Source organism: Tenacibaculum aestuariivivum, from assembly GCF_964507685.1.
In the GTDB taxonomy this organism is placed as follows: domain Bacteria; phylum Bacteroidota; class Bacteroidia; order Flavobacteriales; family Flavobacteriaceae; genus Polaribacter; species Polaribacter aestuariivivum.
The window spans coordinates 393,004-419,602 of sequence record NZ_OZ208414.1 but is presented as its reverse complement, the minus strand read 5'-3'; the positions used below and the strand labels follow the sequence as shown (position 1 = coordinate 419,602).

24 protein-coding genes, 1 other RNA gene and 1 pseudogene are annotated in these 26,599 nt (G+C 27.7%); 17 read left to right on the top strand and 9 right to left on the bottom strand.

Annotated elements, in window-relative coordinates; all coding sequences use genetic code 11:
• The first annotated feature begins 29 nt into the window (after positions 1-29).
• The 7 genes and pseudogenes from dnaJ to ACN5J4_RS01735 all read left to right on the top strand — a co-directional run bounded on the left by dnaJ (position 30) and on the right by ACN5J4_RS01735 (position 7,270).
• The gene (gene dnaJ / locus ACN5J4_RS01765; protein ID WP_418650452.1) at positions 30-1,157 is read left to right on the top strand and encodes a molecular chaperone DnaJ; all 1,128 of its coding nucleotides are present in this window, start codon (positions 30-32) and stop codon (positions 1,155-1,157) included.
• Between the two features lie 249 nt (positions 1,158-1,406).
• Positions 1,407-1,717, top strand: an RNA gene (gene rnpB / locus ACN5J4_RS01760) — RNase P RNA component class A.
• Between the two features lie 220 nt (positions 1,718-1,937).
• Complete coding sequence (locus ACN5J4_RS01755) at positions 1,938-4,205, top strand: aconitate hydratase (RefSeq protein ID WP_418650451.1); 2,268 nt, start codon at positions 1,938-1,940, stop codon at positions 4,203-4,205.
• A 262-nt stretch (positions 4,206-4,467) separates the two neighbouring features.
• On the top strand, positions 4,468-4,935 hold the full coding sequence (locus ACN5J4_RS01750) for a DUF6495 family protein (protein ID WP_418650450.1): 468 nt from the start codon (positions 4,468-4,470) through the stop codon (positions 4,933-4,935).
• A 243-nt stretch (positions 4,936-5,178) separates the two neighbouring features.
• Positions 5,179-5,742, top strand: coding sequence for a TetR/AcrR family transcriptional regulator (locus ACN5J4_RS01745; protein ID WP_418650449.1), 564 nt, complete (start codon positions 5,179-5,181; stop codon positions 5,740-5,742).
• A 52-nt stretch (positions 5,743-5,794) separates the two neighbouring features.
• Positions 5,795-6,352, top strand: a pseudogene (locus ACN5J4_RS01740) (carboxymuconolactone decarboxylase family protein).
• Positions 6,353-6,442: 90 nt separating this feature from the next.
• The gene (locus tag ACN5J4_RS01735; protein WP_418650448.1) at positions 6,443-7,270 is read left to right on the top strand and encodes a hypothetical protein; all 828 of its coding nucleotides are present in this window, start codon (positions 6,443-6,445) and stop codon (positions 7,268-7,270) included.
• A gap of 169 nt (positions 7,271-7,439) precedes the next feature.
• On the opposite strand, the gene ACN5J4_RS01730 is transcribed toward ACN5J4_RS01735, so the two are convergent.
• Positions 7,440-7,982, bottom strand: coding sequence for a DUF3575 domain-containing protein (locus ACN5J4_RS01730; RefSeq protein ID WP_418650447.1), 543 nt, complete (start codon positions 7,980-7,982; stop codon positions 7,440-7,442).
• A 111-nt stretch (positions 7,983-8,093) separates the two neighbouring features.
• Here ACN5J4_RS01730 and ACN5J4_RS01725 point away from each other — a divergent pair, with 111 nt between their 5' ends.
• A complete protein-coding gene (locus tag ACN5J4_RS01725; protein ID WP_418650446.1) occupies positions 8,094-8,765 on the top strand; it encodes a TrmH family RNA methyltransferase in 672 nt (223 codons plus the stop codon).
• Here ACN5J4_RS01725 and ACN5J4_RS01720 read toward each other — a convergent pair.
• From ACN5J4_RS01720 to ACN5J4_RS01705, 4 genes are all read right to left on the bottom strand, one after another.
• Positions 8,758-11,061, bottom strand: a complete 2,304-nt coding sequence (locus ACN5J4_RS01720) for a DNA topoisomerase 3 (RefSeq protein ID WP_418650445.1) — start codon at positions 11,059-11,061, stop codon at positions 8,758-8,760. The genes ACN5J4_RS01725 and ACN5J4_RS01720 overlap by 8 nt on opposite strands.
• A 78-nt stretch (positions 11,062-11,139) precedes the next feature.
• The gene (locus tag ACN5J4_RS01715; protein WP_418650444.1) at positions 11,140-11,913 is read right to left on the bottom strand and encodes an MBL fold metallo-hydrolase; all 774 of its coding nucleotides are present in this window, start codon (positions 11,911-11,913) and stop codon (positions 11,140-11,142) included.
• Positions 11,914-11,969: 56 nt separating this feature from the next.
• Complete coding sequence (locus tag ACN5J4_RS01710) at positions 11,970-12,299, bottom strand: Crp/Fnr family transcriptional regulator (RefSeq protein WP_418650443.1); 330 nt, start codon at positions 12,297-12,299, stop codon at positions 11,970-11,972.
• Positions 12,300-12,347: 48 nt separating this feature from the next.
• Entirely contained in the window at positions 12,348-12,554 is a 207-nt protein-coding gene (locus ACN5J4_RS01705; RefSeq protein WP_418650442.1) for a hypothetical protein, read from the bottom strand.
• Positions 12,555-13,189: 635 nt separating this feature from the next.
• On the opposite strand from ACN5J4_RS01705, the gene ACN5J4_RS01700 reads away from it, so the two are divergent.
• Positions 13,190-13,414: a hypothetical protein gene (locus ACN5J4_RS01700; protein ID WP_418650441.1), complete on the top strand. Its 225-nt coding sequence runs from the start codon at positions 13,190-13,192 to the stop codon at positions 13,412-13,414.
• A gap of 60 nt (positions 13,415-13,474) precedes the next feature.
• Positions 13,475-14,257 carry a methyltransferase gene (locus ACN5J4_RS01695; protein WP_418650440.1) on the top strand — a complete coding sequence of 261 codons (783 nt, stop codon included), beginning with the start codon at positions 13,475-13,477 and terminating at the stop codon, positions 14,255-14,257.
• Positions 14,258-14,299: 42 nt separating this feature from the next.
• On the opposite strand, the gene ACN5J4_RS01690 is transcribed toward ACN5J4_RS01695, so the two are convergent.
• Together ACN5J4_RS01690 and ACN5J4_RS01685 are read right to left on the bottom strand one after the other, a co-directional pair.
• Complete coding sequence (locus tag ACN5J4_RS01690) at positions 14,300-15,097, bottom strand: TrmH family RNA methyltransferase (RefSeq protein WP_418650439.1); 798 nt, start codon at positions 15,095-15,097, stop codon at positions 14,300-14,302.
• Between the two features lie 53 nt (positions 15,098-15,150).
• On the bottom strand, positions 15,151-16,194 hold the full coding sequence (locus ACN5J4_RS01685; RefSeq protein ID WP_418650438.1) for a WD40/YVTN/BNR-like repeat-containing protein: 1,044 nt from the start codon (positions 16,192-16,194) through the stop codon (positions 15,151-15,153).
• Positions 16,195-16,243: 49 nt separating this feature from the next.
• Between ACN5J4_RS01685 and ACN5J4_RS01680 the strand changes: the two genes are divergently transcribed.
• Both ACN5J4_RS01680 and ACN5J4_RS01675 read left to right on the top strand, forming a co-directional pair.
• On the top strand, positions 16,244-17,197 hold the full coding sequence (locus tag ACN5J4_RS01680) for a patatin-like phospholipase family protein (protein ID WP_418650437.1): 954 nt from the start codon (positions 16,244-16,246) through the stop codon (positions 17,195-17,197).
• A 2-nt stretch (positions 17,198-17,199) separates the two neighbouring features.
• On the top strand, positions 17,200-18,087 hold the full coding sequence (locus ACN5J4_RS01675) for a DUF72 domain-containing protein (protein ID WP_418650436.1): 888 nt from the start codon (positions 17,200-17,202) through the stop codon (positions 18,085-18,087).
• 54 nt (positions 18,088-18,141) lie between these two features.
• On the opposite strand, the gene ACN5J4_RS01670 is transcribed toward ACN5J4_RS01675, so the two are convergent.
• Positions 18,142-19,596, bottom strand: a complete 1,455-nt coding sequence (locus ACN5J4_RS01670; RefSeq protein ID WP_418650435.1) for a S41 family peptidase — start codon at positions 19,594-19,596, stop codon at positions 18,142-18,144.
• A gap of 265 nt (positions 19,597-19,861) precedes the next feature.
• On the opposite strand from ACN5J4_RS01670, the gene ACN5J4_RS01665 reads away from it, so the two are divergent.
• On the top strand, positions 19,862-20,107 hold the full coding sequence (locus ACN5J4_RS01665) for a hypothetical protein (protein WP_418650434.1): 246 nt from the start codon (positions 19,862-19,864) through the stop codon (positions 20,105-20,107).
• Positions 20,108-20,132: 25 nt separating this feature from the next.
• Complete coding sequence (locus tag ACN5J4_RS01660) at positions 20,133-20,630, top strand: DUF4252 domain-containing protein (RefSeq protein ID WP_418650433.1); 498 nt, start codon at positions 20,133-20,135, stop codon at positions 20,628-20,630.
• A 316-nt stretch (positions 20,631-20,946) separates the two neighbouring features.
• Here ACN5J4_RS01660 and ACN5J4_RS01655 read toward each other — a convergent pair whose 3' ends face one another.
• Entirely contained in the window at positions 20,947-21,825 is an 879-nt protein-coding gene (locus tag ACN5J4_RS01655) for an IS982 family transposase (protein ID WP_418650432.1), read from the bottom strand.
• 290 nt (positions 21,826-22,115) lie between these two features.
• Here ACN5J4_RS01655 and ACN5J4_RS01650 point away from each other — a divergent pair, with 290 nt between their 5' ends.
• From ACN5J4_RS01650 to ACN5J4_RS01640, 3 genes are all read left to right on the top strand, one after another.
• A complete protein-coding gene (locus tag ACN5J4_RS01650; RefSeq protein WP_418650431.1) occupies positions 22,116-24,563 on the top strand; it encodes a M1 family aminopeptidase in 2,448 nt (815 codons plus the stop codon).
• Positions 24,564-24,635: 72 nt separating this feature from the next.
• Positions 24,636-25,832, top strand: a complete 1,197-nt coding sequence (locus ACN5J4_RS01645) for a hypothetical protein (RefSeq protein ID WP_418650430.1) — start codon at positions 24,636-24,638, stop codon at positions 25,830-25,832.
• A gap of 63 nt (positions 25,833-25,895) precedes the next feature.
• Positions 25,896-26,504, top strand: coding sequence for an alpha-ketoglutarate-dependent dioxygenase AlkB family protein (locus ACN5J4_RS01640; protein ID WP_418650429.1), 609 nt, complete (start codon positions 25,896-25,898; stop codon positions 26,502-26,504).
• The last annotated feature ends 95 nt before the right edge of the window (positions 26,505-26,599 follow it).

Genomic DNA, 26,599 nt, shown 5'->3' with positions numbered 1-26,599 from the left:
ATTATTGAAAATGACAGAATAGACTAAAAATGGCAAAACAAGATTACTACGAAGTATTAAATATTTCAAAGTCCGCAACACAGGCAGAGATAAAAAAAGGATATCGTAAAATGGCGATAAAATATCATCCAGATAAAAATCCAGATGATAAAAATGCCGAAGAAAAGTTCAAGTTATGTGCTGAGGCATATGAGGTATTAAGTGATGAAAATAAAAAAGCACGTTATGATCAATATGGTCATGCAGCTTTTGACGGACCACAAGGCGGAGGTGGCTTTGGTGGTGGAGGTATGAATATGGATGACATATTTAATCAATTCGGTGACATTTTTGGCGGCGGTGGCGGCTTTGGTGGTTTTGGAGGTGGCGGAGGTCAGCGACAAGCTAGAGTAAAAGGTTCTAATATGCGTATTCGTGTAAAACTTACTCTAGAGGAAATAGCTAATGGAGTAGAAAAGAAAGTTAAGGTTCGTAGAAAAGTACAGGCAGAGGGCGTTACTTATAAAACATGTTCAACATGTAATGGTAGCGGTCAACAAATGCGTGTAACAAATACTATTTTAGGAAGAATGCAAACAGCAACTACTTGTGGTACATGTCAAGGAGCTGGTGAAATGCTTAATAGCAAACCTAATGGATCTGATGCACAGGGCTTAATAGTTAAAGAAGAAACAGTTTCTATTAATATTCCAGAAGGCGTAACGGAAGGTGTACAATTAAAAGTAGGAGGTAAAGGAAATGAAGCACCAGGTAAAAATTCTATACCAGGAGATTTATTAGTTTTAATAGAAGAAATACCTCATGAAAATTTAAAAAGAGAAGGAAGTAATATTCATTACGATTTATATATTAATTTTTCAGAAGCAGTATTAGGTATTTCAAAAGAAATAGAAACAGTAACAGGAAAAGTTAAAATAAAGATTGATGCAGGAACACAATCAGGTAAAATTTTAAGGTTAAAAGGAAAAGGATTACCTAGCATAGAGCGTTACGGAACAGGAGATTTTCTAATTCATGTAAACGTTTGGACACCTCAAGAGTTAACCAAAGAACAACGTAAGTTTTTTGAACAAATGCAAGGAGATGATAATTTTAGTCCAAATCCTCAAAAATCTGATAAATCATTTTTTGAGAAAGTTAAAGATATGTTTTCTTAAATAATCTGGATTATAGTTACTTATTTTATTAAAACCCATTCAATTTTTGAATGGGTTTTAATAAATAGTTATTAATTTGTAAAATATATATTAATTTTTAATGTTTTTTCTTTTTTAATTAAAAAAAAGAAGTATATTTGTTGTGTCTGAAAGACGTTTTAGACACTTTTTCTTTTTCATAGCAATTTTCCCACTCAATTTATTGAGTGGGTTTTTTTATGAAACTAGCAAATTTTAAAAAATAAATTAAAAGCAGATCAATCTTATCGACTTATATTAAGTATAAGTAGGAAAGTCTGGACACCATAGAGTAGCATAGCGGATAACACCCGTCCGGTGAAAATCGAGGACAAGTGCAGCAGAAAGTATGTACAGGTAATGCTGTAGTGAAACCAGGTAAACTCTATGCGGTGCAATGTCATGTACATTAGAGCTCGAGCGCTACTCGCGCGATTCTAAGGGGTAGGCAGATTGATTTTACGAGTAATTGTAAAACTAGATAAATGATAAGAGCCTTATTTTGTAAGGAACAGAATCCAGCTTAACGATCTGCTTTTTTTATATTTAATAATTTTTAAAAACTAACTTAGTTTAATTGTCGTTGAATTATTAAATTGATGAAAATTTAACAATTAATATTGTTTTTATTAATAATTTATTACTTTTATTTTCTTTAATTGTTTTTTTATCTACTAATTAAGCTGCCTAAGTGTTTATCTTTTAAATACGAGCTAAAAACAGTACTTTTGTATAACAAAAATTAACTTAAAATAATATTATATGGCTTTTGATATTAATATGATCAAAGAGGTATATGCAAAGTTTGAAGAGCGTGTTACTGCGGCTAAAAAACTTACAGAAAAACCTCTTACCCTTGCAGAGAAAATTTTATACACACATTTATGGGATGGTATAGCAACTACCGCATATAAAAGAGGTGTTGATTACGTTAACTTTGCTCCCGATAGGATAGCCTGTCAAGATGCAACTGCACAAATGGCACTATTACAATTTATGCAAGCAGGTAAAAAGCAAGTTGCTGTACCTACTACAGTACACTGTGATCATTTAATACAAGCAAAAGATGGAGCTGCAAAAGATTTAAAACATGCTAATGATGTAAGTAGTGAAGTTTTTAACTTTTTAGAATCAGTGTCAAATAAATATGGAATTGGTTTTTGGAAACCAGGAGCAGGAATTATTCATCAAGTAGTTTTAGAAAATTATGCATTTCCTGGAGGAATGATGATTGGTACCGATTCTCATACGGTAAACGCAGGAGGATTAGGTATGGTAGCTATTGGTGTTGGAGGAGCTGATGCTGTAGATGTAATGGCTGGAATGCCTTGGGAATTAAAATTTCCAAAATTGATAGGTGTAAAGTTAACCGGAAAACTTTCAGGTTGGACAGCGCCCAAAGATGTTATTTTAAAAGTAGCAGGTATTGTTTCTGCTAAAGGAGGAACAGGAGCTATCGTAGAATATTTTGGAGAAGGAGCCATTGGAATGTCGTGTACAGGAAAAGGAACTATCTGTAATATGGGAGCAGAAATAGGAGCTACAACCTCAACTTTTGGATATGATGAATCAATGGAACGTTATTTACGTGCCACTGATAGAAGTGATGTTGCAGATGCTGCCAATGCAGTAAAAGAACACTTAACAGGTGATGCAGAAGTATATGCAAACCCTGAACAATATTTTGACCAAGTAATAGAAATAAACTTATCAGAATTAACACCTTTATTAAATGGGCCATTTACGCCAGATTTATCTACAAAAGCAGGTGCTGATATGACAGCTATAGCCAATAAAAATGATTGGCCTTTAAAAGTAGAATGGGGATTAATAGGTTCTTGTACTAACTCATCTTATGAAGATTTATCAAGAGCTTCATCAATAGCAAAACAAGCCTTAGATAAAGGGTTAAAAATGAAAGCTGAACTTGGTATAAACCCAGGATCTGAAAAAGTACGTTATACAGCAGAAAGAGATGGTATTTTAAATATTTTTGAAAAATTAGACGCAAAAATATTTACAAACGCTTGTGGTCCATGTATTGGTCAATGGGCAAGATATAGCGATCCTAAAAATGCACCAAAAAATAGTATCGTACACTCGTTTAATAGAAATTTTGCTAAACGTGCTGATGGTAACCCAAATACACACGCATTTGTAGCTTCACCAGAATTAACAGCAGCTATAGCAATTGCTGGTCGTTTAGATTTTAATCCAATGACGGATAAATTAATTAACGAAAACGGAGAAGAAGTAATGTTTGATGAACCAACAGGTTGGGAATTACCTCCAAAAGGTTTTGAAGTAAAAGATGATGGATATTTAGCACCAGAAGAAGATGGAAGTGCTGTGCAAATTAAAGTAAATCCAGTTTCTGAACGTTTAGAATTATTAACACCATTTACACCTTTAGGAAACACTATAAACGGTGCTAAGTTGTTGATAAAAGCATTTGGAAAATGTACTACTGACCACATTTCAATGGCAGGACCTTGGTTGCGTTTTAGAGGGCATTTAGATAATATTTCAAATAATACATTAATAGGAGCGGTAAACGCCTTTAATAAAAAAACAAACTTCATTAAAAATCAATTAAATGGTGAGTATGGTGGTGTACCAGATGTTGCTCGAAAATATAAAGCAGCTGGTATAAAAACAATAGTTATTGGTGATCATAATTATGGTGAAGGTTCTTCAAGAGAGCACGCGGCTATGCAACCACGACACTTAGGTGTAGCAGCTGTTATTGTAAAATCATTTGCCCGTATACACGAAACAAATTTAAAGAAACAAGGAATGTTAGGGTTAACATTTGCTAATGAGGCAGATTATGACTTAATTCAAGAAGATGATACCTTTAACTTTGTAGATTTAAATGAATTTTCTCCAGGTAAACCTTTAACAATAGAAGTTGTTCATGTTGATGGAAGTAAAGATAGTATTATAGCAAATCATACTTATAATCAAGGACAAATAGAATGGTATAATGAAGGTTCTGCTTTAAACTTAATTAAAAAGCAAAACGCTTAAAAAATAAGTTTTTAAGTTAATAAAAAACTCCAGGTTTTTATCTGGAGTTTTTTTATTAACTTAAAACCATTCACTATAAGTTTTTAAAATGGATAAAAATAACATGAAGCAATTTCCCGCTTTACGTACTCGCTCTCTGTGAGGAGCTCAAACAAATGCTACAATCGGGGCTAAGCATTTTTATTAAATTTTGTAAATAATTTAAAAATATTTTTTAGTCACCTGCCATTGTTAAATCCTAATTTATTATTAAAATTGCCAAATGAAGTATAGACAACTTACCAAAGAACAATTTGAAGAATTACACGAAGAATTTGCACGTTTTTTAGCATCACAAAGTATAGATGCCAAAGAATGGAAAGAATTAAAAGAAAATAAACCACAAGTAGCTGAAGATGAAATGAATGTTTTTAGTGATGTTGTTTGGGATGATGTACTTACCAAAACAAAATACCTTGAGCATTTTTCACCACAAATGGTTAACTTATTTAAATGTGATAAAAATGAAATTCATCGTATTGTAATAACTATAGATAAAAAAATAAATTTACTAGAACAAGAAGGGTTCGAGTGGTTAATGAAAAACCCTAATGATAAAAATATAGCGTTTTTTACAGGTACTAAAAAGTATGATAAAGAACGAAATGATGAAGTTTTCAATTTAATTGAAAAAGGAAGCACTATATCAAAAGGAGAAATATATACTTATTTTAAACAATTAACATCGTAGGTAATTTACTTGTACTAACAACAGCTTTAATAACTATATAATAAGTAAATATAATATTTGTATCACAGGTTTTTAGATCAATTAAACTAGCCTTAAGATATAGCCTAGCCTATAGAGTGTTCTTGTTAAAATATAGATTTTTTAATCGTTATTTTTGTATTTAATAAAAGTAAGCACAAATAGATGTTAAAATGTTTTTATATTTCTAAATGATTGGTTAGTTTTGTAATGTATTTATAAATAATGGCTAGAAAAAAGCAATATATAGAAGAAGAAGTTATTAATAAAGCAATGCATTTGTTTTGGCGTAATGGTTATGAAAATACATCTATGCAAATGCTTGAAAAAGAAATGGGTATAAATAAGTTTTCAATTTATGCTAGTTTTGGAAATAAACATGGTTTGTTTTTAGAAACTTTAAAGTGCTACAAGGCTAAAAATAAATATATTTTTGATAAATTAAAAAACTCTACAAATGGTGTAGAAGATATTAAACAGTTTTTTTATGATTCAGTAAAGGTTTGTAATCAAGACGGTAATAAAAAAGGATGCTTATTAACCAATACTTATAATGAGTTTTCTGTAGTTAATGATGAAGTAGTAAATAAGCAAATTAAAGTATTTATGGATACTCTTAAAAGTTTATTTATTGAAAAATTATCATCAGATTTAGCTAAAAAAGAAGATGTTATAATAAAACAGGCTAATTTTTTAGTTTTAGCAAAACACGGTTTAGCAGCAGCAACAAGAGTAAATACCCAAGAAGAAATAGAAGATTATATTGAAATGACATTTAAAAATATTTAAAAACTTTTTTTTAACCAATTTCTAAACAATCGTTTAGTTAAAAAATAAAATTATGACAACATTAAAAATTTACAACATTAATACCTCTCCTGAGAAAAGTAAAGTACTATTAGAAAAATCTCAAAAAGCTTACGGGATGATACCTGGTTTACACGGGGTTTTAGCAGGTTCTCCAGCCATTTTACAAGCCTATTAAACATTACACGAATTATTTGTTAATTCGTCATTTAATAATGAAGAATTAACTGTTGTATGGCAAACTATAAATGTTGAGCATTCATGCCATTATTGTATACCTGCACATACAGGTATTGCAAAAAGTATGAAAGTAAGTGATACTATAACAGAAGCGTTAAGAAATGAATCTCCTCTTGGAAATTTTAAATTAGAAGCATTACGCAACATGACATTATCTATTGTTCGCAATAGAGGCCAAGTAACACAAGAAGATTTAAATAATTTTTATGCAGTAGGTTATGATGAAAAACATGTATTAGAAATTATTTTAGGACTCTCTCAAAAAACTATAAGTAATTATGTAAATCATATTGCTAATACACCTGTTGATGAGGGTTTTAAAAAGTATGCTTGGTCTAAAAAAAATACATAGGTCGTACAATTTAACTTATAAAATTAAAAAGGATAAAACTATTAATTAGTATTTTAATAAATAAATATGACTAGGTATAACTTCAAATTTATGATTATAATTTCCATTGTAGCTTTATTTATAGCTTGTGGAAACAACGAATTTAAAAATAAAAAAACCACAAAAATAGTAAACGTTAAAACACCTAAATTTCAAAATAAAGGACATGAATTAGTCTATAAAATGACTCAAGAAACAGGTAGTTATCAAGACTTGTTACGTTTAAAAGATATAACATTCAATTACACATACCGAACTCCAAACCATAAAGAAGATATATCTATTGAATCTTATATTTTTAAAGGAGAATTATCTCATGGTATTTATTTAAAACATGAAAGAACTTTACCAAATTTAAAAGGTAAAATGGAGCAAGGATATAATGGACAAAATTTTTGGGTGAAAATAAATGGACAATATATAACAGATAAGAATGCCATTGAGAGCGCAAGTTTTACTCGTAAAACTAATTTTTATTGGTTTGCTATGATGCAAAAATTATTAGACCCTGGTATTAATTATGAATATATAGGGCAAAACAATATAGAAGGTAAATTGTATGACATAGTCAAAATAACATTTAATACAGCTAGTAACATAGCTTCAGATACTTATCAATTATATATAAATCCGGAGACTCATTTGGTAGATCAGTTTTTGTTCACTGTAGTTACTAAAAATGTAACAGATCCAATTTTAATGCGAGTTAAATATGAAAAAGTAGAAGGTCTTTTATTAACTACATATCGTAAGTATACAAAATCAAATTGGCAGGCAAATGTGCTTAAAGATGTTTGGGTTGAAGAAATTACTAAAAACATTAAATTTAATCAAAATTTAGATAAAGCTTTGTTTAATAATTTAGATACAGCACTCTAAAAGATTCTATAATTAATTACCAAGCTATAAATTTTTTACAAAAAATCTTGTAAAATATTCTATTCAACTTTTTTGCTAAATTAGTTTTAGCTTGGTAAATTATTATGTATAATATTACTCATATTAAATAAATAGTAAAAAATACAAACTGATAATTTGTAAAATATTTTTAAAAACGATAACCTACATTTAAACCAAACCGTGTAACAATATCATGATCTGTTTTAGTAGCATTAAATAACTGCTTTCCTAGACCTGCAAATAATTCAAATGTAATTCCGTTTTTAGTAACCCATTTATTACCTAAGCTTAAACCAAGTGATAAATCCATAACATCAGCACCTTCATTGCGAGTTCTAATTCCGTTGCCATCAATTATTTTTTTTCCATCAATAGAACTTAAGGTTCCAAAACCTTCAAGAAAAAAACCGCTAGCAAATTTTTTTCCAAAATATCGTCTATAATAGGGGCTTATCAAATAGTTAGTATCTTCGTCTGAGTTTTTATTAACTACATATAAACCAGAAATACCTAAAGATGATTTTTTATTTAAATTTCTTTCATAAGCCACTTCTAAAATACCAAACATAGGAAATGTTACATTCAATTTTAGTTCATTTTTTTTGTAAAAAATGTTGGAATTATTTTTTTTATTTTGTGCTTTAACGATAAAAATCGAAAATAGTAATACTGTTAAAATTATTTTTTTCATTATAATATTTTTTAAAACAAACCTATAGTTTTTTTCAAAAAAAAGCTGTTAAGAACTCTTAAAAACTAAGTTAATTAAAATATAAAAATATTTTTTAAGTATGTTTGCAATATGATTGATGAAGGATTGTTAGCATATTTAGAAGGTTTTATTACCGATAAGAGAAAAGAAACATTTAATAGTGTTTTAAATAAAAGAACACGTCATTTTACGGTTGTTTTAGAAGATATTTATCAACCTCATAACGCTAGTGCGGTAGTTAGAAGTTGTGATATTTTTGGTATTCAAGATGTATATGCTATTGAAAATAGATTTACCAATAAAGTATCTAGACATGTTGCAAAAGGAAGTCAAAAATGGTTGAATATTAATAGATATAAAGAAGACGGTGACAATACTAAAGCTTGTTTAGATGATTTACGAGCTAAAGGATATCAAATAATTGGTACAACGCCACATACAGATTCATGTATGTTATCTGATTTTGATGTAACTAAAAAGTCGGCTTTTGTATTTGGGGCAGAAAAAGACGGTATTTCTGATTATATTAAGCAAGAAGCAGATGGTTTTTTAAAAATACCGATGGTTGGTTTTACTGAAAGTTTAAATATTTCGGTAGCCGCAGCAATTACTTTAAATGATGTTACAGCACGTTTACGTAAAACAAATTTAAACTGGCAATTAAGTAAAGAAGAACAACGCATTTTATATTTTGAGTGGATTAAAAACACTATAAAAAATCCTAATAAGTTAATTGAGTATTATAAAAAAGTACTTAATTAGTGTTAATAATTTTTAAAACTAAATTTTTAGTCAACGCTTGTCCGTTGGCTATTTTTTTGATGTTATCAAAAGTAAAAACAAAATTACATCCGTTTTTATAATTAGAACATCCGTAGGCAGATTTACCTTTTAAAACAGTTCCTTTTTTACATTTAGGACAGGTAATTTTTTCAGTATCTGATTGTGATGTTTTTTGAACAGCTACTTGTTTAGGTTCTAGTTTTAAGTTAAAACTAGCGTCAAAACGTACAAGTCCCTCAATTTTATCACTTCCTTTTTTAAACCCTTTTAAATTGGTGGTACAACCTTTATCTATTAATCGAATTAGTTGATTTTCTGATATTTTTTTATCCATAAAATCAAAAGGTAATTTAAAGTTACAGCCACTTTTATAAGCAGCGCATCCGTATGCGGTACTTCCTTTTAATAGCTGTCCGTTTTTACATTTAGGACATTTTTTACCTACAACTGTTTTTTTCTTAGTTGTTGTTTTTTTAACAGTTACTTTAGGTTTTTCGGTTTCAGAAGAAAGTCGTTTAGTTTTAGTGTTTGAACGAACTTCGTATACCAATTCATCAACCATTTTCTTCATGTTATTAATAAAAGTTCCGGCATTAAACTCACCACGTTCAATTTCTTTTAAACGTTTTTCCCAAAGCCCAGTAAGTTCGGCCGATTTTAATAATTCATTATCAATTAAATCAATCAAATCAATTCCTGTTTTGGTAGGAATTACCAACTTTTTTTGACGTTCAATATATTTTCTACGAAATAATGTTTCAATAATACTAGCACGGGTTGACGGACGTCCAATACCGTTTTCTTTCATTAATTCACGCATTTCATCATCATCTACTTGTTTTCCTGCAGTTTCCATAGCACGTAATAAGCTTGCTTCAGTGTAATTACGTGGTGGTTTGGTTTCTTTTTCTAAAAAACTAGGTTCATGTGGCCCTTTTTCTCCTTTGGTAAAAGTAGGTAATACGCTAGTTTCTGTTTTTTTAGTATCATTTCCATGTTCAAAAACAACACGCCATCCTTTTGATAAAATTTCTTTACCACTTGTTTTAAACGAAATTTTAGCAACTTCACCAATAACAGAAGTATTGGCTACATCACTTTCAGGATAAAAAACAGCAATAAAACGACGTGTAATTATATCGTACACTTGTTGCTGATTGTATTGTAAATTATTTTGAATTCCAGTAGGAATAATTGCGTGGTGATCAGTTACTTTTTTGTCATCAAAAACTTTTTTCGATTTTTTTATTTTCTGACCTAATAAGGGTTTTGTTAATTTACCGTAATTTGTAAGTTTACTTAAAATACCAGGTACTTTTGGATAAATATCGTTAGGTAAAAAAGTAGTATCAACTCTAGGGTAGGTTACTACTTTCATTTCATAAAGCTTTTGTACCATTTTTAATGTTTCATCAGCCGAAAATCCGAATTTATTATTACAATATACTTGAAGCCCAGTTAAATCAAATAATTTAGGAGCGTATTCTTTTCCTTTCTTTTTAGTTACCGAGGTAATTTCAAAATCACTTTCTTTTACTTTATTAGCAAAAATTTGACCTTCTTCTTTTTTTAAAAAACGACCTTCTTCATAACTAAATAACGTTTCACGATACAATGTTTGTAATTCCCAATAAGGTTGTGGTTTAAAATTTTGAATTTCGTTGAATCTATTCACTAACATGGCTAGGGTAGGTGTTTGTACTCTTCCTACCGATAATATTTGTTTATATCCGCCAAACTTAACGGTATATAATCTAGTAGCATTTAAGCCTAATAACCAATCACCAATAGCACGTGAAAAACCTGCATAATATAAATTATCATATTGCGATGCTGGTTTTAAATTTTGAAAACCTTCTCTAATAGCCTCCTCGGTTAAGGATGAGATCCACAATCGTTGTACTTTACCTTTATAATTGGCTTGGTTAATAACCCAACGTTGTATTAATTCTCCTTCTGTTCCTGCATCTCCACAATTAATAACAACATCGGCTCTATCAAATAAAGATTTAACAATATTAAACTGTTTTTGAATACCACTATCGCCAGTTACTTTGGTATTAAAACGTTCAGGAAGCATTGGTAAATTATTTAAATCCCAACTTTTCCAGTGAGCTTTATAATCCTTAGGTTCTAAAAGAGTGCATAAATGACCAAATGTATAGGTTACTGCATAGCCATTGCCTTCGAAATATCCATCTCGTTTGGTGTTGGCACCTAATATATTAGCAATTTCTCTTGCTACACTCGGTTTTTCAGCTATACAGACTTTCATTATTTTTATTTAGTGGCTCGAAATTACTAAAATATTTAGAAATGTTGAAAAATGATTTTGATTTGTTTGTAATTTTTATTATTTTGTTAATTGCATAATTTCTCCGTCTTCAGGAATTAAAACCTTATTATTTAGTTTTCTTTTTGTTAGTATTTTTTTTAATTGATTTCTTGTTAACGGGCAATGATTTATAGCTTCCATATGGTTTGCAATAACAATTCCTGATGAGTTTTTAATAAACTTTAAAATATCATTAATATCCATAATCAGTTTTTTAAACAAATCATACTGAGCTGTTCCACAAGCTAAAACACTAATATCTGGTTTGTAATTTTTTAAAACGTTGTCAACTGATTTGGTATAAATAGTATCTGCACTAAGGTATATTGATTTTTGATGAGGCAATTTTATATCAAAGCCAATTACATTTCCCATTGGTTTCGATATAAATCCATATCCATGTTTAGCTGGTATTCCTTCTATTGTACCATTTAAAAAACTTTTTTTCTCTCCATATTTTAAGATGTTTACAACATTAATACCTCTTTTTTCTAGTGTTTTTTTATCTTTTGCACTACAGGTAACGGGTATATTTTTTTTTGATAAAAATTGTACACCTTTATTATCTAAATGATCAGGATGAAGGTGCGTAATTAAACAATGTATTACTTTTTTTAGTATTTCATTTGTATTATTAGGTAGTGGAACTGTAGGGTTTCTTCTAGCTTTATATTTAAAAAGGGTAAAAGTAGGCATAAAGCCTTTGTTACCTAACATAGGGTCGATTAGAATAACATCTTTTTCGGTTTCTATAACCATGGTAGCATTTCTAATGTGATGTATTTTTAACATTTGTTATTGTTTTAAGCAAATGTCATACTATAAAATACTATTTCTATTGATTCAAATCAAGAAGTACGTTTTCTTATACGACTTAATGTTTCGGGGGTAATGTTTAAATAAGATGCAATATGATATTGAGGTATTTTTTTTATCCACTCGGGTTTATAAGTAAATAATTCTTGATATAATTCCTCAGGTGTTTTAGTTATTTTATTAAATTCTAATATGTTCTTATGTTTTAATAAATTTTGAAAAGAAGTTTCTACTAAATATTTTCCGCATTCATATTTTTCTAATAATTCAAAAAAAGATTGTTTATTGATACTTAAAATTTCTACATCAGAAAGGCATTCTTGATTTTTATTGGTGTTAATATTTTTAATAAGTGGTAACAAGTCAGAAATAAACTGAGGTTTAACATAAAAATTAATATTTATTTCTTTTTATAAATTAGCATAATATTCTCTTACCGTTCCTTTATTAAGAAATCGAAGTTGTTTCTCTTTTTCAGAAGCTTTTAAGATAATACTTCCTTTTTTATAATTATTTATTTTAAAAAGATTAAATAATTCTTCTAGCCCATGTTGGTTTAATGGATATTGAGTTTTAAAAAATTTTAAAATTTCAGAATTATTTTTAATCATAGACATACATATAATTTACAAAAAAAAGATAATTAATGTTTTTAATCAGATTTTCATCATTTAAAGTTGCTCTAAAATACTTTTTTTTATCAATAGAAGCTCTTATTACTATCGTTTTATGTTAACAATATTAAAATTACTATTATCTATAATTTTTTTGAATTAGTTCATTTTGTGATATCAATACATATAACTCTGTCTAAAAGTTTAAAAAAACTCTTTTCGATAACATCGTTTATTGTTTTGACTAAAAACAGCAAAACATGAAATGAATAATAGGTATGTTATATTTTTTAATATTAGACTATTTTAAATTACAGAAACCAAAAAAATAAGGTTAAATTATTATAGTAATTAAATGTTAATGAAGTTATGTAAATAGTACCCATTAATGCAGTTTAATAAAGTACCTTTGATATAGTCTTATTTATCTCTTGATATTATTTATCTTTTCGTACTACTTCACAGCGAATTGCTGACTAGCCTTATTTTGATTGATGAAACTCTAGTAAACAACTTAATGCCTTATTACTAGAATACAATTGTTTAATTTGTACGTTTTGCTAATTTTATTAATTCGTAATTTGTTTTAAGTTACTGCGCTTTATTTTTTTATACATACAATAACAGAAATTTTAACTATGATTACAGGTATACAAATAAATAAACCAACACCTATTACTGTTGATAAAAATATTAAACCATACAATGGGGGTGTTAATATTAAAGCTACTATTGAAGCTTTAGAAGCTGGTAAATATATATTGATTACTAATTCATATAGTAACGGAATTAGACTTCTTAAAGAGTTACATAAATACCTTCAACGAAAATTACCTAATGAATCTTTTCAAGAACAACGTTAATATCGTGCAGTATACCAAAAGCTTTCAAATTATATTTTAATTGAAATAACTGCTAATAAATTGGTTGTTAGCAAATCACCTTCAATAGGTTGGTTAGGTAAATTTTATCCTGATAAAACTAATTATTTACTAACGTTTCCACAGGTACAAGGACTTAATAGTGCTTGGCAATGGAATTTAAAAGGTCTTTCTATACCTGTACTTAGAAATAAGGTGCACCCATATTACGGAACTTATTTTCCTACTCGTTTTGAGCATTTAGATGTTTTTGATAAATGGTTAACAAAATATAAGGGGGCTAAAAAATTAGCTATTGATGTTGGTATTGGAAGTGGTGTACTTTCTTTTTTAATGATAAAGCACGGTTTTCAGAAAGTTTTAGGTACAGATACCAATCCGAATGCAATTGTTGGTTTAATAGATTTTATGGGAAATACAAAGCTGTCTCGTAAGATTGATTTAGATTTTGGACATCTTTTCGGAAAGTTTGAAAAGCAAACAGAGTTAATTGTTTTTAATCCGCCTTGGTTGCCAAAATTACATAATTCAGACGCTATTGATAAAGCAATTTATTATGATGAGGCATTATTTACTAATTTTTTTGTAGAGGCTAAAAAGCATTTATTACCTGAAGGTAAACTAGTAATTGTATTTTCTAATTTAGCAATAATAACTAATGTTACAAAAGAGCATCCAATAAAAAAAGAATTAGCTATTCAGGGAAGGTTTCAGTTAGAAAAATGTTTTAAGAAACAAGTAAAAAGTGCTTCTGTCAAAACAAAACGAAATCAGCATTGGCGAGCTTTAGAAGAAGTTGAACTTTGGGTATTAATCCATAAATAAGTTACAATTATAACACTTTTAAGTGTTTTTAAAATTTATTTATTAAAGCTTAAATTCTCGTTGTCTTTTAGCTTCAAAAGTTAAAATTGCGGCAGCAACAGAAACATTCATAGAATCAATAGCACCTTGCATAGGAATATTGATGTTTTGAGTTGCTTTATCACGCCATATTTGAGTCAAACCTGTTGCTTCTGTACCAACAACTAAAGCAGTAGCAGCGGTGTAGTTGTTTTTATGATATTCGTTTGAGTTTTGCAAAGTTGCACTATAAATATTGATGTTTTTTTCTTGTAAAAAGGCAATAATTTCATTTGAAGTACCAATACCAATTTGATTGGTAAAAACACAACCAACACTAGAGCGTACAATATTTGGGTTAAATAAATCTGTTTTAGAATTAGCTATAAAAACGGCATCTAAATTAGCTGCATCGGCAGTACGAAGCATTGCACCAATATTACCTGGTTTTTCAATACCTTCTAATACTAAAACAAGTGGAGTAGTGGTTTTAAATTTAATAGTGTCTAAACTAAATTTTTTAGCTTTTACAACAGCTATTACCCCCTCAGTAGTATCACGATATGCTATTTTTTGATAAATTTCTTTAGTAATTTCTATACAACTAGCACTAGCTACTTGTATGGTTTTTAAATTGTTAAAAGAAAACATGTTAGGTACAAATAAAATAGTTTCTATTTGATAACCACCTTTTGTAACTAACGAAATTTCACGTTGTCCTTCTACTAAAAACAATCCTTTCTTTTTTCGTTCACGAGATTTATCTTGAAGTTTTAATAAATCTTTAATAAAAGAGTTTTGTATACTGCTAATTTGTTTCATGAATACAAAAATACCTAATTTTGAATGTTTTTATTGATGTTTATAATACAATATTATTTTAATATTAGCTTGCCTATTTTTTTATCTCCTGATAGCCAAGCAGTATTTTTATCAGTAAATTGAATAGTATAAAAAGGTTGATCACTTACATTTTGCCATGTATTACCACCATTATTAGAAAAATAAACACCTGTTTTACCTACTGTAAAAATTTCTTTTCCCAGGGTGTTTGGTACATATTGTACGCAACTTTGAAAGTTAGGACTTTGATTATTAGCTACTAATTTCCATGTTTTACCTCCATCAATAGTAATGGCTTTATTAGCACAATTGTTATTTGGTTTTGTATAATTTCCTCCAATAGCAATACCATGTAATTCATCATAAAAATCTATAGAATAAATACCTTGAGCTTGGTTTCCTTGAATAATAGGAGTATTGTAAAGTTTCCAAGTTTTACCATAATCGGTTGATTTTAATATGCTTGCTTTTTTACCACCTGAACCAATCCAAACGGTATTGTTAAAAGTAGCTATATTAGTATTACTTGCAGCAAAAAATGCTTCTCCTTTTTCAAATTTAGGTACTTGTGAGCAAGGTAATTTTATCCAACTATTTCCACTATCTGATGTTAAAATAATAGAAGGACAATTGTTAATAGGATCTCCTACGGCAATACCATGTTTTCCATCATCAAAAAAATGTAAACTATTATAAAACACCTTTGGATGTTTCTCATAATATACAATTTTTTGATTATTATCTTTGATATTGTATAATAAAGCAGGGTTGCCAATTGATAAAGCAAATACACCATTTTTATTTACAGCGATACTTCTAAAGTTAGGAATAATAGAATCATTATAGCGCAATTGTTTTCGTTTCCAAGAGCGTCCACCATTTTTAGTTGTTCCTATAATTCCATTTGAACCCGCAAAAATCACGTTATTTTTATCAATCACTTTTATTGCTCTAATACTAGTGCTATCTTGTTTAAATTTAGTAATTTTAATAGTTTTAAAATTTCTAGGAACTTCTTTCTTTTTACAAGAGAAAGAAATAAATAGAACTAAAATTAAAATAGGCAAACGATTCATTTTTTAATATTTTTACAGCACTAAAATTAGCGAAATCAATTTACTTAATATGAAAAAAGCATTGGTAATTTCAGGAGGAGGAAGCAAAGGGGCTTTTGCAGGTGGTGTTGTTGAATTTTTAATGAAAGAAAAGAAAAATGAATATGATTTATTTTTAGGTACCTCTACAGGAAGTTTAATGGTGTCTCATTTAGCATTAAAAGATGTTGATGGTTTAAAGCATTTATATACTAATGTAGATCAAAAAGCTATTTTTAGTAACAGTCCTTTTAAAATAAAAACAGTTCATGGTGAAAAAGTAATTTCTATTAGGCACCTGAATACTTTTTGGAATTTTTTAAATGGTCGAAAAACTTTTGGAGAGAGTAAAAACTTAAGAAAATTGATTAAGAAAAATGTTACTCGAGAAATGTATGATGAAATTCGACAAAATAACAAAGAAGTTGTAGTTACATTATCAAATTTAACAGCAAATCAAATAGAATATAAATCAATTTCAGAATGTAGTTACGAAGATTTTTGTGATTGGATTTGGGGCTCATGTAATTATGTGCCATTTATGAGTTTGTTAGAAAAAAATAGTTGTCAATATGCTGATGGTGGCTTTGGAAGTTTAATACCAATAAGAGAGGCTATTTTAAGAGGAGCTAAAGAAATTGATGCTATTATTTTAGAAACAGAAGTAACACAAATTAATAGAATACCAGCTACAAACCCGTTTTCGTTAATGTTAGATGTTTTTGAATTTATGCTTGAAAATGTAGAACGACATAATATTACCATAGGTAAATTATCAGCAAAACATCATGATGTGAAGTTAAATTTATATTATACACCTACTGTTTTAACAACTAATACATTAGTTTTTGATAAAAAATTAATGACAAAGTGGTGGAAATCAGGTTACTTATATGCTAAACGATTAGATGATGAAAAAATGAGTCAGTTTAGACCAGAAATGATAGATAATCAAGAGATTGAAGAGGGATTAGAGAATAATTAATTATGAAGTTTGGAAAAGTAAGTAATCCTGAATTAATAGATTTTACACTGCCTGTAACAACTCAAATAACGAAAGACTTAATTAGTTCTTTTCAAAAAGTTAAAAAACCAACCTTACATATTGGTTGTGCAAAATGGAATAAGACAGATTTAAAAGGGTTTTATCCAAAAGGAGTAAAAGATGAGTTGAGTTATTATTCAAAACAATTTAATGCTATTGAATTAAACGCTACTTTTTACCGTCAATTTTCAGCAGATCAATTTAAAAAATGGCATATAAAAACTCCTGAAAATTTTAAATTTTTTCCTAAAATAACTCAAGAAATAAGTCATTTTAAGCGTTTAAAACACGCACAAAATACAGTAAATATTTTTTTAGAAAATGCTTTACATTTACAAAAAAAACTAGGAACTATTTTTTTGCAAATGCATTCTGATTTTAGTCCTGAAAACTTTGAAGCATTACATAACTTTGTAATTAGTTGGCCAAAAGAAATTCCGTTAGCTATAGAAGTTCGCCATAAAAATTGGTTTGAAAATAAAATTGTTTTTGAAAAATTTAGGCAATTATTAGTAACAAATAATATTGCAGCTATTTTAGTTGATACTGCAGGAAGGCGCGATATGTTACATATGCAGTTAACCAATAATGAGGTTTTTGTACGTTTTGTAGGTGCTAATCATTTATTAGATTATAAACGGTTAGATGATTGGGTAGTTTGTATTAAAGGATGGGTTGCTTTAGGGCTAAAAAATATTAATTTTTTTATTCATCAAAATACAGAAGAATCATCTCCTTTGCTAGCATCTTATTTTGTTAAACAGATAAATAAAGAACTAGACGTTTGTTTAAAAATACCTAATCAAAATCAACAAATGAGTTTACTTTAAATAAAAACGACCAACAATATTGTTGGTCGTTTTTATTTAAAATTTAAGGTTAATTTATTTTAACTTTAAATACATTGTATTATAATCAGGGGTTTCCATTGAAGAATTCCAGTGCAGTGGTGTATTTATTTTTTTATTTAAGTTAGTATTATTCTTAGTTCCTGTAACAATATATTGAATAGTTCTTTCTAATAAAGGCTCTTTAGTGTTTCCAATAACGCCTAAATTTCCAGGGTTTTCTTTAATAATAACTTCTGGTATAAAACCCTTTGGTTTGTTTTGTCCGTTTTTATTTTGAATTTCAAATACAATTGGTAACATTGCCCAGTTATGATTATTTTTAAAATTAGGACCGTTTCGTAAAAAATTATCAGAATCATATAAGGTAATAGAACCAACATGTTTACCATATGTTTGTATACCTACAAGTTTAACATCAATGTAAGGTTTCAAAGCATTTATAACTAATTCAGACGCAGAAGCAGTATTTTCAGACACAATAAAGTACACAGTACTTAGGTTTAAACTATTTATTGTTTCTTCTAAAATGATGTCACCTTCATTATTTTTATTTAAAATTTTTTCTGTAAAATTATTGATAAAAAAATCAGCATTTTTAGTATTTGCTATTACTTTACTATTCCATATTTGCTTTGAAAATAATTCATCATTAAATTGACCGGTAATCATACTACCTAAGTATACAGCAGTTTTTACAGATCCACCACCATTATAACGTAAATCAATAATTAAATCAGTAATAGCTTCATTTTTAAAGTTAGAAAAAACAGTATTTAGTTGATTGTCAAAAGAACTAGAAAATTGATTGTACATAACATAGCCAATTTTTTTAGCTCCATTAGCAATTATTTTAACTTCTTTTATAGGATTTTCAGTTACTTGGTTTTTTATTAAGTCAATTGTAATGCTATTGCTAATAGGGTTTCCCATATTATAATCAGCTAAATGTATGGTAAATGTGGTATTGCTAAATAATGATTTTATGTTTTCTTTTGTAATTTGTGTACCATTGACATGACTTATAATCATTCCTCTTTTAACTCCTTTTGTATCGGCATCAGAACCTTTTACAACATCGTATACATATGCATAATAATTTCCTGTGCCATCTAAATAATCAGCTCCATTAATTTTTATACCTGTAGTTATTCGAATACCTTCAAAAGCTTGCTCTAAGCTATTATAATCTTCAACTATTAATGAATAAGTTTTATTTATATCTTTAGGATATTCATTAACCATATATAATGAATTGTAAAATAAAATAGAAGCATCATCAAAACCAGCTAAATAGTTGTATAATTCTTGGTCATTTTTAAAGCGAGTATCTTCTAAATCGGTAATTTTATCTTGCCATAAATAGTAAGCATTTAATCCTTTCCAAACAAAGCTTTGGGCTTGTATGTTATCAGGAGTATCTTCTTTTTCACTGCAAGATACCATTGATAATAATAAAAAGGCAATAAGAGATGCTTTAAGTAATTTCATAAGTAATATATTAGCGTATAATGTTAACGCAATTTAATCAATAATATTATTTTTTAATGTATAATATTATAAACTTGCACTATTATAACTATAGTAGATGTTAAATATCTAAAAGAAAATATTTTTTGAATTAAAATGATACCTGTTTAAATGGTGTTTATTAATAAATTGGCATTGCATTTGCAATAAAATAAATATTTAGATAAAATATATTGATTTAAAGTCAATTAATTATATTAAAAATAATAAGGATAAAAACTTACACATGGATAAAATAGAAAAAAAGTCAAAAAAAAATAGACAATTTTTAGCCATTTTTTTATTTGTTTTTTTATTTATTTTGTTTATGGTTTTTAACAAGTATAAAGAAAATCAGCAACGAAAAAAAATAGCAGAGGTAACAAAAGTTTTAAAGTTAGTTTCTGTTAATTTAAATAAAGGAAACAATGCTTTACAGCATTTAAGTATATATACAAAAACAGTAACAAAAGTAATAAATACTTTAAAATAATTTAAAAATAATAAAAATAATAAACATGAAAAACACAATAATACTATTTATTTTTATAATAACAACGAGCTTAAGTTTTGGTCAATCTATGTTTGATTCTCTAGAGAATATAGAAGAAGTTTCATCAGTTATTGTAAATAAAGATGCCTTTGAAATTTTATCAAAATTTAATGTAAATTCAGATGATAATGAAGCAATGGAACTTTTTAATATGATTAAAGATTTAGAGGAGTTAAAAATGTTTTCGACACAAAATATAACTATTGCTGCTAAAATGGAAAACATGGTAAAGTTAGCTGTAAGTAAAAATAAATTAGTAGCATTAATGCGCGTAAATGATAAAAATTCACGTGTTAAAATTTATGTAAAATCTACTAGTAATAAAAATTATGTAAGTGAAGTGCTAATGTTTATAAAAGATAAAAATACTAAAAAAGAAAATCCAGAATCAGTGATTGTATCTCTAACAGGAACTATTGATATTAATAAAATGTCTAAAATATCGGATACTTTTTCTAAATAAAATTAGCTAAAAATAAAGTTTATTTATAAGAGTAATAAGAAGTATTATTACTAAAACACTAAGCTATTGAACCGAGGTTATCTTTGCGTTATTTTGCCTAAGAGTTAATATAAGTTTACTAACTAAATTAAAAAACTTGAATTAAAGGACTAAACTGCTATTGATTTTATATTTCTTAGTTTCAATATGCTTAAAAATGAAACTAAGACAAAAACGAGAAGAAAAAAATTAATCATTAAAGAAAAAGGTCTTTTAAGTTCAAAATAATGGTTTGTAGATATTGAGAATAAAAAAATAATTGATACCCTTTGTGCATTTAGGCAATATTAATTTTTAGATTATTGATATTTCTACCAAAATGGAATTTATTAATAAATTGAATTATTGTCATTGCTGTAATTTTAGATAATATTCTAGTTTTAAAACCATCAAAAGATTTAGCATAATTTCTGCGAATCATAAATTGATCACACAGTTGTGAGAATAAGGTTTCAATTCTTTTTCTAGACTTTCTAAATATATAAGGTTGCTTGCTGTAATTATGTTGATTTTTCCTCATAGGAACTTCAATTTTGATATTGCTATGAGTAAATAGATCAAGTTGATATTTAGAAGATAGGTATCCTTTGTCGGCAAGTAAAACACAGTTTTTCATTTGACTTTTAATATCCTTTAAATAATGAATATCATGAACAGAAGCTTTTGATAAATCAAAATTTTCAATGACTCCATTAACAGAACAAACAGCATGTAATTTATATCCAAAATAGCGCATAGATTGACTTGCACAATAACCACTATTAGGACTATTTTTAAATGACTCTCTACAGATTTTACTTCGAGAAGCTCTTGATAATTTGCAAACTTCTAAAGGCATACTGTTCACAATAAAATAATTTTCAAATTCATGAAAATGATGTGTCAGTTTCTTACGAATTTGGTCTTGAGCGTAAAATAATTTACGCTTTCTTAGGTTGTAAACTGAACGCTCTATTTTGTTTAATAATGAGGGGGGTAAAATTCTAAATAATTGAGATTCACTGTCTATACCCATATATTCAGAGGTTAGATTTATAGAAATCAACTCTTTATCGGAGAGTTTAGGTTTACGTATTTGAACTAAAAAGGAATTTTTTGATTCTATACTATTTAATACTTGCAGAATTTTGTCGTAATTTGCTTGAAAGTTATGCATATTAAAATTGTTGTGTGATAACTACAATTTACTGTTAATTAACAGGTTGTACAACTTTTTTAACTTATCATCCTAAATGCACAACGGGTTATTGAGTTATTTTTTTAAAAATATTAATTACTTTTAATCATTGTTTTAGTTTAATAAGGCGCTATTAAGGTTTAATTTTACTAGACTACGTTTTTTTAATTTAAATATCATCATTATAATAATGGTTCTTTCTTTTTAACGACTCATTAACAAGCCTCCAAATAGATTTTCTTATTTTTGAGGTTTACAAGTAGATATTTATGAAATTTCAAAAAGCACTTACGTTATTAACTTTTTTTTTATCACTAACACTATTTTCACAATCTAGTAATATTTATAGAGCAGAGAAAGATAAAATTCACGATTTAATTCATACCAAATTAAAAGTTGATTTTAACTTTAATGATCAACAATTAAATGGAGAAGAGTGGTTAACGTTAAAACCACATTTTTATCAAACTGATAAAGTTACTTTAGATGCTAAGGCTATGATTATTCATCAAATAACAATGAATAATAAAAAATTAGATTTTAAATATGATAATTATCAGTTGATAATAAACTTACCACGTGTTTATCAAAAAAGTGAAGCGTTTACAATTTATATAAAATATACGGCTCGTCCTGAAAAAGTACAACAAAAAGGAAGTACAGCTATTACTGCCGCAAAAGGCTTATATTTTATCAATGCAACAGGCTTAGATAAAAATAAACCAACACAAGTTTGGACTCAAGGCGAAACCGAAGCAAGTAGTTGCTGGTTTCCAACTATAGACTCTCCAAATCAAAAAACATCACAAGAGTTATACATTACGGTTCCTGATAAATATATTACGCTGTCTAACGGGAAATTAGAAAATCAACAAAACAACAATAACGGTACTCGTACTGATTATTGGAATTTTACACAAAAACATGCGCCGTATTTATTTTTTATGGGAGTAGGAGAATATGAAGTTATAAGAGATAATTACAAAAATATTCCTGTTGATTATTATGTAGAAAAAAAATACGAGCCTTACGCAAAAGAAATTTTTGGAAATACTCCTGAAATGTTAGGCTTCTTTTCTAAAATTACAGGTGTTGAATATCCGTGGAATAAATATGCCCAAATTGTAGGTAGAGATTATGTAAGTGGAGCTATGGAAAACACAACAGCAGTAATTCATAGCGAAAAAGCCTATCAAGTACCAGGACAGTTAATAGATGAGAATGTACAAGAAAACACTATTGCTCATGAAGCTTTTCATCATTGGTTTGGTAACTTAGTAACCGCTGAGAGTTGGAGTAATTTAACTATTAATGAAAGTTTTGCTAATTATAGCGAGTATTTATGGCAAGAGTATAAATACGGAAAACAAGCTGCTGATGCACATTTATTAGAAGATGTTCAAGCGTATAAAAATGGACAAAATTATGATAAACATTTAGTGCGATTTAATTACCAAGATAAAGAAGATATGTTTGATGCAGTTAGCTATAATAAAGGTGGTGCAATTTTACATATGTTGCGTAATTATTTAGGTGATAAAGCATTTTACGCAGGATTAAACAAGTATTTAACAAGCAATAAATACAGTACAGCAGAAGCACATCAATTGCGTTTAGCTTTTGAAGAAGTTACAGGAAAAGATTTAAATTGGTTTTTTAATCAATGGTATTTTAATAGTGGTCATCCGAAGTTAGAAATTTCTTACGATTTTAATAAATTACGAAAAACCGTAACGGTTAATATTAGACAAACTCAGCAAAATGAATTTAAATTTCCTTTTGCTATTGATATTTTTGAAGGTGAAAAGCCAACACGCCACAATGTTTTTATAGAAGCTAAAGACGCTTCTTTTACATTTTCTTTTATAGAACACCCTATTTTAATACAAGTAAATGCAGATGGAGTGTTGTTATGTGATATATTAGAAAATAAAGTATTAAGTGATTATATTTATCAGTTAAAATATGCTGACAATTACCAGCATAAAAAAGAAGCTTTAATAGAGGTTGCAAAAAAACAAGATGATAAAAAAGCTTTTGATGCCATTGCTAATGCAATGGATGATGCTTTTTATAAAATTAGAATTTTAGCTTTAGAGAATATTAACTTAGTAAATAAAAATGTTAAAAAAAGAGTTATAGAAAGAATAACTGAAATAGCTATAAACGATTCTAAAACATTAGTAAAAGCAGCAGCTATTGAGACTTTAGGTAAATTAACAGATCCTGAGTTAAAATCGGTTTTTGAAAAAGGTTTAGAAAGTAAATCTTATACTGTTTTAGGCAAATCATTAGTAGCTATGTATTATATTGACAAAAACTTGGCAATTCGAAAATCTAAAACATTACCTGTTGCTGTAAAAGAAATTATAGCTACTCCTTTAACACGTATTTATTTGGATGAAAAAGATGAAGATGAACTTGTTTTTATAGCAGGAAATGTAATGTCTGGTATGTTTTTAAGTCAAGATAAAAATACACAATCATTGTATAAAAAAGCATATGATAAAATAGCTATAAGTAACAATACCCTAGCTATTCAAAATTTAGTAGATGATATTGTAACTAAAGGAATTCAATACAAACAATATAATTTTGATAAAGTAGGGGTAAATTTGCTACGACAAATTGTACAGAAACAAAAAAGTGAGAACTTATCTAATAAAACAAAAAATATTGAAATTATTCAAACAGCTATGGCTAAATTATTAGAGTAAATTAGTTCAAAAAAATAAAAAGATATCTGTTATTGGTATATTTATTGCTTTTCCTAACGAAATTTAAACCTCATGAAAAAAACTACGTTACTACTGTTTTTTATAACACTTATAATATTTTCTTGCAATAGTATTAAAACTACTGAAAAAGCCCTTAATTCTGGTGATTATGATAAAGCAATATCATTATCTGTAGAAAATTTAGCTAAAAATAAGTTTAAAGAAAAAAACCAGGCATATGTACCAATGCTTTATAATGCGTTTAAAAAGGCAACGGATAGAGACTTAGCAAAAATATCATATTTAGAAAAAGAAAATAATTCGGCAAATTTACAAACTATTTATACACTTTATAATCGTTTAAAAAACAGGCAAGAAAAAATTAAACCTTTATTGCCTTTGCATAATATTTCAACGGGTGAAAATGTACCATTTAATATCATAAATTATGATAATAAAATTATTCAAGCAAAAAATAACTATACTAATTATTTGTATAATAATGCTGTTACATTACTAAAATCTGGATATCAAAATAAAATGAATTACAGAAAAGCTTTTGATGCTTTTAGCTTTTTAAATAAAATAAGTCCAAACTATAAAAATACCAATAAGCTAATTGAAGAGTCTCATTTTAAGGGAACTGATTATGTTTTTTTATCAGTAACAAATGAAACAAATCAAATTATACCAAGAAGGCTAGAGGATGATTTATTAGCAATGGATACGTATGGGTTAAATAATTTATGGACGGTGTACCACTCTAATAAAAATAGTCAAATTACATATGATTTTGATTTAGAGTTAAATATTAGAAGTATTGATATTTCTCCAGAGCAAATTCATGAAAAAGAAATTATAAAAGAAAAACAACTTAAAGATGGGTTTAAGTATTTAAAAAATAACAAAGGAATTCATGTAAAAGATAGTTTGGGTAATAAAATAAAAGTAGATAATTTTAAAATTATTAGATGTCAATTATATCGTTTTACACAATTTAAAAGTAGTAGCGTTTCAGGAGTTGTAAAATATTTTGATAATTCAACAAATCAATTACTAGAAAGTTTTCCTATTCAAAGTGAGTTTGTTTTTGAGCATGTTTATGCTAATTATGATGGAGATAGAAGAGCTTTAGAGGAATCTTTTTTTGATTTAACTAATTTAAAATCAGTAAGTTTTCCTTCTAACGAACAAATGGTATATGATACAGGTACTGATTTAAAAGAAAAATTAAAAAATATTATTACACATAATCAATTTAGAAATTAAAAGGTATAAGTTTTTAATTTAAAACTCCTGTTTACAACAGGAGTTTTTTTATTTTTATAATTTATGGATTTATTTTCACAATTTGATAAAACCCCAAAAAACTTACTGTCAAAAAATGGTAAGGTGTTTTATTATGGAGTTGTTTTATCGAGAGCAAAAGCAGATTTTTATTATAAAAGTTTTTTAAATACTATTAATTGGCAAAATGATAAAGCTATTATTTTTGGTAAACAAGTAATAACAAAACGAAAAGTAGCTTGGTATGCTAATAGTTATTTTGAGTATTCATACTCTAATACTACTAAAACGGCTTTAATTTTTACGAAAGAATTAATAGCTTTGAAATTGTTGATAGAAAAGGAAACTAATGAAACATATAATTCATGTTTATTAAATTTATATCATGATGGTTCGGAGGGAATGGCTTGGCACAGTGATGGAGAAAAGGATTTAAAAGAAAATGGAGCAATAGCTTCTTTAAGTTTAGGTGCTGAACGTAAATTTGGATTTAAACATAAAGATACTAAAGAAACTGTTTATAAAATTTTACAACACGGATCGTTATTAGTAATGAAGGATGAAACTCAAAAGCATTGGTTACATAGTTTACCACGAACAAAAAAAGTGCATAGACCAAGAATTAATTTAACTTTTAGAACAATAAAAAAATAATAGCAATTTTTAGCTTAAAAATTAACTTAGTAAATGTTTTAGCCCCGATTGTAGCATTTGTTTGAGCTCTTTTTTATTTTTCTTAAAAAAAGCGA

Coding starts and splice junctions, on each gene's coding strand:
- dnaJ (WP_418650452.1), top strand. CDS start 30: ATGGCAAAACAAGATTACTACGAAGTATTAAATATTTCAAAGTCCGCA.
- ACN5J4_RS01755 (WP_418650451.1), top strand. CDS start 1,938: ATGGCTTTTGATATTAATATGATCAAAGAGGTATATGCAAAGTTTGAA.
- ACN5J4_RS01750 (WP_418650450.1), top strand. CDS start 4,468: ATGAAGTATAGACAACTTACCAAAGAACAATTTGAAGAATTACACGAA.
- ACN5J4_RS01745 (WP_418650449.1), top strand. CDS start 5,179: ATGGCTAGAAAAAAGCAATATATAGAAGAAGAAGTTATTAATAAAGCA.
- ACN5J4_RS01735 (WP_418650448.1), top strand. CDS start 6,443: ATGATTATAATTTCCATTGTAGCTTTATTTATAGCTTGTGGAAACAAC.
- ACN5J4_RS01730 (WP_418650447.1), bottom strand. CDS start 7,982: ATGAAAAAAATAATTTTAACAGTATTACTATTTTCGATTTTTATCGTT.
- ACN5J4_RS01725 (WP_418650446.1), top strand. CDS start 8,094: ATGATTGATGAAGGATTGTTAGCATATTTAGAAGGTTTTATTACCGAT.
- ACN5J4_RS01720 (WP_418650445.1), bottom strand. CDS start 11,061: ATGAAAGTCTGTATAGCTGAAAAACCGAGTGTAGCAAGAGAAATTGCT.
- ACN5J4_RS01715 (WP_418650444.1), bottom strand. CDS start 11,913: ATGTTAAAAATACATCACATTAGAAATGCTACCATGGTTATAGAAACC.
- ACN5J4_RS01705 (WP_418650442.1), bottom strand. CDS start 12,554: ATGTCTATGATTAAAAATAATTCTGAAATTTTAAAATTTTTTAAAACT.
- ACN5J4_RS01700 (WP_418650441.1), top strand. CDS start 13,190: ATGATTACAGGTATACAAATAAATAAACCAACACCTATTACTGTTGAT.
- ACN5J4_RS01690 (WP_418650439.1), bottom strand. CDS start 15,097: ATGAAACAAATTAGCAGTATACAAAACTCTTTTATTAAAGATTTATTA.
- ACN5J4_RS01685 (WP_418650438.1), bottom strand. CDS start 16,194: ATGAATCGTTTGCCTATTTTAATTTTAGTTCTATTTATTTCTTTCTCT.
- ACN5J4_RS01680 (WP_418650437.1), top strand. CDS start 16,244: ATGAAAAAAGCATTGGTAATTTCAGGAGGAGGAAGCAAAGGGGCTTTT.
- ACN5J4_RS01675 (WP_418650436.1), top strand. CDS start 17,200: ATGAAGTTTGGAAAAGTAAGTAATCCTGAATTAATAGATTTTACACTG.
- ACN5J4_RS01670 (WP_418650435.1), bottom strand. CDS start 19,596: ATGAAATTACTTAAAGCATCTCTTATTGCCTTTTTATTATTATCAATG.
- ACN5J4_RS01665 (WP_418650434.1), top strand. CDS start 19,862: ATGGATAAAATAGAAAAAAAGTCAAAAAAAAATAGACAATTTTTAGCC.
- ACN5J4_RS01660 (WP_418650433.1), top strand. CDS start 20,133: ATGAAAAACACAATAATACTATTTATTTTTATAATAACAACGAGCTTA.
- ACN5J4_RS01655 (WP_418650432.1), bottom strand. CDS start 21,825: ATGCATAACTTTCAAGCAAATTACGACAAAATTCTGCAAGTATTAAAT.
- ACN5J4_RS01650 (WP_418650431.1), top strand. CDS start 22,116: ATGAAATTTCAAAAAGCACTTACGTTATTAACTTTTTTTTTATCACTA.
- ACN5J4_RS01645 (WP_418650430.1), top strand. CDS start 24,636: ATGAAAAAAACTACGTTACTACTGTTTTTTATAACACTTATAATATTT.
- ACN5J4_RS01640 (WP_418650429.1), top strand. CDS start 25,896: ATGGATTTATTTTCACAATTTGATAAAACCCCAAAAAACTTACTGTCA.